We start from the raw sequence: 648 nt of genomic DNA on the forward strand, positions 1-648 counted from the left end.
CCTCTGGTGACCTGACCTATAGCATCCCGGTTAAAACTGATGATCTGGAAGCGGATAACTCTATTGATGCCTCTGTTACCGCCACCGATGCCGCGGGCAATAGCAAAACCGCGGAAGCTGAACGTACTCTTGATGTGGATACCGAGATCAATGCCTCCATCACTATCGATACTATCGCTGGTGATGATGTACTGAATGCCGAAGAAGCGGATCAAGAGTTCACGTCCGTAACCGGTACTGTCGGCGGCGATGTAAAAGCCGGTGATGAAGTTACTTTGACCGTTAACGGTGAAACTTATACCGGTGCGGTTACCGATGATGGTAACGGCAATCTGACCTACAGCATCCCGGTTAAAACCGATGATTTGGAAGCGGATGACAGTATCGATGCCTCGGTTACCGCCACCGATGCCGCGGGCAATAGCCAAACCGCCACCGCGGATCGTGATATCTCCGTGGATACCGAGATCAACGCTTCCATCACCATCGACACCATTGCCGGTGATGATGTTCTGAACGCGGAAGAAGCGGATAAAGAGTTCACGTCCGTAACCGGTACTGTCGGCGGCGATGTAAAAGCCGGTGATGAAGTTACTTTGACCGTTAACGGTGAAACTTATACCGGTAATGTTGTAGAGAACACTGCTG

General features: G+C 51.1%; 1 protein-coding gene. It reads left to right on the plus strand.

What is annotated here, in order from left to right:
- On the plus strand, window positions 1-648 hold a 648-nt coding region (locus BTA35_RS16490), incomplete at both ends, for an Ig-like domain-containing protein (protein WP_139363699.1).

It is taken from the genome of Oceanospirillum linum (genome assembly GCF_001995095.2).
Classification (GTDB): domain Bacteria; phylum Pseudomonadota; class Gammaproteobacteria; order Pseudomonadales; family Halomonadaceae; genus Oceanospirillum; species Oceanospirillum linum.